Annotated in this window: 6 protein-coding genes; all 6 read right to left on the reverse strand. The window is 64.6% G+C overall.

Annotated features, from left to right (window positions below; genetic code table 11):
* Positions 1-13 precede the first annotated feature (13 nt).
* The gene (locus EJV47_RS28435; RefSeq protein ID WP_207895895.1) at positions 14-1303 is read right to left on the reverse strand and encodes a family 1 glycosylhydrolase; all 1290 of its coding nucleotides are present in this window, start codon (positions 1301-1303) and stop codon (positions 14-16) included.
* Between the two features lie 67 nt (positions 1304-1370).
* Entirely contained in the window at positions 1371-2555 is a 1185-nt protein-coding gene (gene glf / locus EJV47_RS14425) for a UDP-galactopyranose mutase (RefSeq protein WP_126693860.1), read from the reverse strand.
* A 97-nt stretch (positions 2556-2652) separates the two neighbouring features.
* Positions 2653-3864, reverse strand: a complete 1212-nt coding sequence (locus EJV47_RS14430; protein WP_126693861.1) for a glycosyltransferase family 1 protein — start codon at positions 3862-3864, stop codon at positions 2653-2655.
* Between the two features lie 176 nt (positions 3865-4040).
* A complete protein-coding gene (locus EJV47_RS14435; protein ID WP_126693862.1) occupies positions 4041-4568 on the reverse strand; it encodes a GNAT family N-acetyltransferase in 528 nt (175 codons plus the stop codon).
* A 3-nt stretch (positions 4569-4571) separates the two neighbouring features.
* A complete protein-coding gene (dapF, locus tag EJV47_RS14440; protein ID WP_126693863.1) occupies positions 4572-5360 on the reverse strand; it encodes a diaminopimelate epimerase in 789 nt (262 codons plus the stop codon).
* A 21-nt stretch (positions 5361-5381) separates the two neighbouring features.
* Positions 5382-5864: a DinB family protein gene (locus EJV47_RS14445; RefSeq protein ID WP_126693864.1), complete on the reverse strand. Its 483-nt coding sequence runs from the start codon at positions 5862-5864 to the stop codon at positions 5382-5384.
* Positions 5865-6021: the final 157 nt, after the last annotated feature.

Consider the following 6021-nt stretch of genomic DNA (forward strand, 5'->3'; position numbering starts at 1 on the left):
GGCTAGGTAAGGGTTAGGCAGATTGGAAGTGGCGGTAGGCAAAGCGGCCCGGGCGCTGCCACCAGCCCGCGCCGTGCAGCACCGGGTGGTGGTACGAATGGTGACGGGCCAGCTGCTGCACCATGCGGAACAAGGCCGTGCGGCGCGGCTGCCCGCTGCGCACGTCAAACACGCCGCTTTCGTAGGTGCCGTCGCGGGTGAGCAGGGTATCCCAGTTGTAGGCCCCGAACAGGGCCCAGACGGTAACGGCGCGCACGTCGGCCCCGGCGTCGGCGGCGGCGTTGGCGGCGTCCCAGGCCTGCTGCAGCCAGCGCATCTGCTCCTCGCGGGTGCAGGCCAGCTGCACCTCCGTCACGGCTACCGGCAGCTGGTAGCGCTGCCAGGCTTCCAGCAGCAGGTTGCGCAGGCCCGCCAGCTCCAGCGGCGCCACGCGCACGGCTTCCACATCGGCGTAGTGCTCGAGCTCGTTGCTGCCCACGCTGTGCGAGGGGTAGTGCTCCAGCCGCTCGTCGAGAAACCGCTCACTGGTCACGTAGTAGTTGATACCCAGCACATCGGGCGGCAGCGGGGCTTCTTCCAGCGCGGCCAGCTCCTCCGCGGTGGCGCCGTGTTCCCGGAGGTAGCCGTAGAGCAGGTGCCGGGGCGTCACGCGGCCGCAGAGCAAATCGAAGGTCAGCCAGCGGCGCTGGTTCTCGAAGTCGGCCTGGTAGGTCAGCCGCGGCGTGCTGTAAATCTTGCCCAAATCCTCCGTCTGCACCAGCCGGGCCGCCGGGTTTACCTCCCGAATGGCCAGCATAGCCGCCTTGGTGGCCTGTACCTGGTGCAGGAGCATGCGCACAAAGGCCGCGGAATCGTGGCTGTGCGGGTACCACAGGCCGTAGAGGCCGCTGAAGCGGGCAGTGGTCAGCGGCTCGTTGACGGGCGTGTAGTCCGTCACCCAGGGGTAGCGCTCGGCCACCATGCGGGCAAAGCGCGCCAGGCCCGTCACGAAGCTGGGCTGGTCCATGGCCGTGTAGCGCGGGCCGCTGCCGTGGTGCACCAAGCCCACGATGGGGGCTATGCCCAGCTCGCGCAGGCGGTTCAGCCGCTCGTCGGTCCACGACCAGTCGGGCCGGTCGAGGCTGTCGGGCGCTACGTTTTCCCAGAGCACGGGGTAGCGCAGCTTGCGCAGGCCCAGCTCGGCTATTTCGTCAAGGTCGGACAGGCGCTGGCGGTGGCCGCTCAGGCGCGTCTGGTCCGAAAAATCATCATGCACGCGTCGAATGCTGCATTCGACGCCGCCCCACAGGTCAACAGTTGCCATGCGCGAAAAAAAGCCGCGGGGCGTAGCAGGCACGGCAAGTTGCTACGCCCCGCGGGCAGTGGAAAACCTAAGCTTGCTGCTTGTCCGGGTCGCGGGGAAGCAGCTTCTCCATCAGCGTGGCCGAGCCGGTAATGGCGGGCTTTTTCGGCTGGGCCTCCTCCGATTTCTCGGTGAGCTTCTTGTACAGCGTCAGCGCCTGGGCCACCACCTGGTCCATGTTGTAGTACTTGTAGGTAGCCAGGCGGCCTACGAAGTGCACGTTGGGCGTCTCGTCGGCCAGCTTCTTGTACTTGTTGTACAGCTCGGCGTTTTCGGGCTTCGGAATCGGGTAGTACGGGTCGCCCTCGGCGCGCGGGAACTCATACACGAGGCTGGTCTTCGGGTGTTGCTGGCCGGTGAGGGCCTTGAACTCGGTGATGCGCGTGTAGAGGTGCTCGTTCGGGTAGTTGACCACCGGCGCTTCCAGGTGCTGCTCCTTGTTCAGCGTTTCGTGCTTGAACTCCAGGGAGCGGTAGGGCAGCTTGCCGAACTTGTAGTCGAAGTACTCGTCCACCGGGCCGGTGAAAATCATTTCCTTGAAGGGAATGACGTTGATGATTTCGTGGTAGTCCACGTTCAGCATCACCTTGATGTTGGGGTGGTCGAGCATCTTCTCGAACATCTTGGTGTAGCCGTGCAGGGGCATGGCCTGGTAGGTGTCGGTGAAGTAGCGCCGGTCGCGGTTGGTGCGGGTAGGCACGCGCGACGTCACCGACTTATCCAGCTCCGAGGGGTCGAGGCCCCACTGCTTGCGGGTGTAGTTGCGGAAGAACTTCTCGTACAGCTCGCGGCCGACTTTGCTCACCACCACGTCCTCCGAGGTGCGGATAACCGGCACGGCCTCGGCCTGCGACTCGAAGAAGGCATCAACCTCGAAGGAGGTCATGTTCGTGCCGTAGAGCTTGTTGATGGTGTCCAGGTTGATCGGAATCGGCACGTGCTGCCCGTCCACCGAGGCCAGTACCCAGTGCTCGTAGGGGCGCCACTCGGTGAAGTTGGAGAGGTACTCGAATACGTCCTTCGAGTTGGTATGGAAGATGTGCGGGCCGTACTTGTGCACGAGGATGCCCTCCTCGTTGTAGTGGTCGTAAGCGTTGCCCGCAATGTGGTTGCGCTTGTCGATGATGAGCACTTTCTTGTTGGAGCGCGTGGCGAGGCGTTCGGCCAGCACGCTGCCAGCGAAGCCGGCTCCGACGATGAGGTAATCAAACATAGCTCGGGGGACGGTTAGGTGATTGGTTGGGGGGAAGGACTGGTGTGGTAAGCGGCGGGATACTTCTCACGGTCACGGTAGGGGCGCCGCGGCTTCATTAGCGGCGGGCCTTTTGCAATTCAGCCTGCATCAGGTCCACCATGCCCTGCCAGGTCTGGTCCCAGGAAATGGTGGCCAGGTATTCGTCTACGCGTTTCAGCCAGGTAGGGTCGGATTCGTCCTGCAGTGCCTGCTCCACGGCGGCCTCAAACTCCGGCGCGGTGGCGGCAATGTGTACCAGCCCCAGCTCGCCGTAGGGGCGCACCACATCGCGGATGGGCGTGCTGACCACGGGGCGGCCGGCGGCCAGGTATTCCGGCGTTTTGGTGGGCGAAATGAACTTGGTGCTTTCGTTGTCGGCGAAGAGCAGGGTGGCCACGTCCCAGCCGCGCAGGTAATGCGGCAGCTCCTTGTAGTCCTTGCCGCCGAGGTAGTGAATGTTGCTCGACTTGGGCAGCGTGGCCGGGTCGATTTTCGCCACCGGGCCAATGATGACGAACTGCCACTCGGGGCGGGCTTCGGCCAGCTCACGCACCAGCTCGATGTCGAGGCGCTCATCCACCACCCCGAAGAAGCCGATGCGCGGGTGCGGAATCGAGGCCTGGTCGGCGGGGTCGGCCGCCGCCTGGCGGGCCTGGCCGAAGTGGGCCTTGTCGATGCTGCTGGGGAAGGCGTGGGCGCTGGGGTGCTGCTTGGTTTTGGCCTCGTACAGGCTCTGGCCGCCGGTAAACACCAGCTGAGTCTTTTGGAACAGCTCCTGCTCACGGCTGCGCAGCTCGGGGTGGGCGCCCTTGAAGTTGGCCAGCTCGTCCATGCAGTCGTAAATGGTCAGCGCCGGCTTCAGCTGCCGCGTCTTGGCCACGAACATGGGCGAGTAGTACCAAGCAATGAAGTCCTTGATGTTTTCCTTCTGGAAATACTCGGCCAGGATGTCGGCCTGCGCCTTGTCAGCCGCTTCTTCCGCCATGCCCTCGGGCAGGTGCACCACCACGATTTTCAGCTTGCCCTCTTCGCGGTCCTTGATTTCCAGCCAGGGCGCCATGGTTTTGTCGCCCCAGTGCGTGCAGGGCTCCTCCACGTAGAACACGCGGGTGTGCTTGGCAAAACGGGAAAGCAAATGCTGCGGGCGCTGCCATACGAAGTCCCAGTGCAGGTGCGCGAAGCAGACCAAGTCGGGCAGCTGCTCGTTGCTGCTGGTAGTTTTCGGAGCCGCGGAATCAGGCGTGGCGGAAGGCGCCGAGGCGTAGGTCGGGGCGTCGAGTAAGGACATGCGAGAGAGCGTCAAAAAATTTGGCGGATCGGTGCAGTAGTAAATGTTTGGTCGGCTCGGTCACGACGGCCTCTCTCAACCAAGCGCGGCAGGATAGCATACGCAGCCCCACCATAAAAGGATACTATCCGGCTAACTCAACAATAAAATAGCAGGATAACACACAAAAAACGAGCCTATTCGCCCGTTAACACACATTGCATTTCCACTGCATCCTGCCAGCCCGAGTCCGTATTGAGCCACTGCTGGCGCAGGCCTACGCGCCGGAAGCCCGCCCGCCGGAATAGCCGCAGGCTGGGCTGGTTGCTGGCCGCCACGGTGCAGTAGAGCTGGTGCAGGCGCAGGGTGCGGCGGGCATAATCCAGCAGCAGCCGCAGGGCTTCGGCGGCGTAGCCGGCGCGGCGGTGGGCCTGCTGCACCATAATGCCCACGGCCGCGCGGCGGTGGTGGGGCTCGAAATTGAATACATCGACCGTGCCCACGGCGCCCCCATCGGCCTGCGTGCAGATGACCAGGCGCAGCTGCCGCACCTCGTAGAAATCGGCCGCGGCGGCGTCGAGGTAGCGCTGCAGGGAGTAGTGCGAAATCGGCGTGAGCGTGTCGGAGGCCAGCCCCCACACGCTCGCGTCGTTTTCGATGTCGTAGAGGAAGCGTAAATCTTCCGCTTCGAGGGCGCGCAGAAAAACGGTGTCGCCGCGCAGCATGGGCTAGAGGAGAATCTCGCCCTCGAACACGAACTCGGCCGGGCCGTTCAGGTACACCTCGGTAAACGAGCCATCCGGGTGCTGCCGGAAGCTCACCGACAAGTCGCCGCCGATGGTGCGCAGGGGCACGGGGCTGAGGGCGCCACGGCGGGCGGCAGCCAGGGCCACGGCCGTCACGCCGGTGCCGCAGGAATGGGTTTCGTCCTCCACGCCCCGCTCGTAAGTACGCACCTGCCAGGGCTGGTCGGCCTGCTGGGGTTCCTCCACGAAGTTGACGTTGGTGCCGCCCTTGCTGCCGAAAAACTCGCCGAAGCGGATGGCCCGGCCTTCGGCGTACACGTTGTGCTCGGCCAGGGTGCTGGCGGGCAGGAAGCGGACGATGTGGGGCGAACCGGTGTTGAGGAAAATGCCGTCGGGCATTTCCTGCTGGCCGGCCACGTCCATCATCCGCAGGCGCACGGTACCGTCGGCATCCACGGTGGCCTCGTGCGGGCCGTCGGCGGCCAGGAAATGGGCTTTGTCGCTGATGACGCCGAGCTGGCGGGCAAAGGCCACGGTGCAGCGGCCGCCGTTGCCGCACATCGAGCCCAGGTAGCCGTCGGCGTTGTAGTACACCATTTCGAAGTCGTAGCCGGGCAGGGTGCGCAGCAGGATGAGGCCGTCGGCCCCGATGCCGCGGCGCCGCTCGCAGAGGCGGCGCACCAGGGCGTAGTCGTCGGCGGGAAACGTGCGGCTCCGGTCGTCAATCATCACGAAGTCGTTGCCGGTACCCTGGTACTTATGAAAGTGCATGAGAAAGCGAAGAAAAGGCGCTCAGACCAGCTTGCGCAGCAGCGCCACCTGGCCGGCGTGGTAGAGGTAGTGCTGCGCGGTGCCGTGCAACAATACGTAAATGGAAACACCCGAACCGTCGGGCCGGTTGCGCTCGGCGCCGAGCAGCTGGTCTAAATCCTGTTCCGTCAGCGCCCCGGCCGCCGCCACCAACTGCTCGTGGGCCTTGGAAAGTTCGGTCTGGGCGGCCTGCCAGGCGGCTTCGTCGGGCGGGAAGGGCACGGCGGGCCAGTCCTCGCCCTCGATGGCCACGCAGTAGCGCTGCTCGATGCGCACGCGCACGGTGTCCGTCCAGGTGCGCAGGTGCAGCACCAGCTCCCAGATGCTGTGGGCCGTGGGCAGCGGCAAGGCCGCCGCCTGAGCGCCGGACAAGCCGATCAGATTGGCCAGCAGCGAGGGACCGGACCAGGCGTCGCCGTGGAAGGCGCGGTCGAGCTGGTCGAGCAGGCGGGGTAGTTCGGGCATGAGGCTAAAGGTACAGCACCGCTTAATCTAGCTAACCCAAGTTGCGGGGTACTAAAGCTGGGGCAAAAAGAAATCTGTTCCGCCCGGAACAGGGTAGGTTTGAAGTATCTGACGCTTCACTCCTTCCCCGACCATGACGGAACAGACCGTGGCAATG

This window comes from Hymenobacter gummosus, assembly GCF_003970915.1.
GTDB lineage: Bacteria > Bacteroidota > Bacteroidia > Cytophagales > Hymenobacteraceae > Solirubrum > Solirubrum gummosum.

Excerpts from the sequence above, each read along its gene's own strand:
- EJV47_RS28435 (WP_207895895.1), bottom strand. The coding sequence starts at position 1,303 with ATGGCAACTGTTGACCTGTGGGGCGGCGTCGAATGCAGCATTCGACGC.
- glf (WP_126693860.1), bottom strand. The coding sequence starts at position 2,555 with ATGTTTGATTACCTCATCGTCGGAGCCGGCTTCGCTGGCAGCGTGCTG.
- EJV47_RS14430 (WP_126693861.1), bottom strand. The coding sequence starts at position 3,864 with ATGTCCTTACTCGACGCCCCGACCTACGCCTCGGCGCCTTCCGCCACG.
- EJV47_RS14435 (WP_126693862.1), bottom strand. The coding sequence starts at position 4,568 with ATGCTGCGCGGCGACACCGTTTTTCTGCGCGCCCTCGAAGCGGAAGAT.
- dapF (WP_126693863.1), bottom strand. The coding sequence starts at position 5,360 with ATGCACTTTCATAAGTACCAGGGTACCGGCAACGACTTCGTGATGATT.
- EJV47_RS14445 (WP_126693864.1), bottom strand. The coding sequence starts at position 5,864 with ATGCCCGAACTACCCCGCCTGCTCGACCAGCTCGACCGCGCCTTCCAC.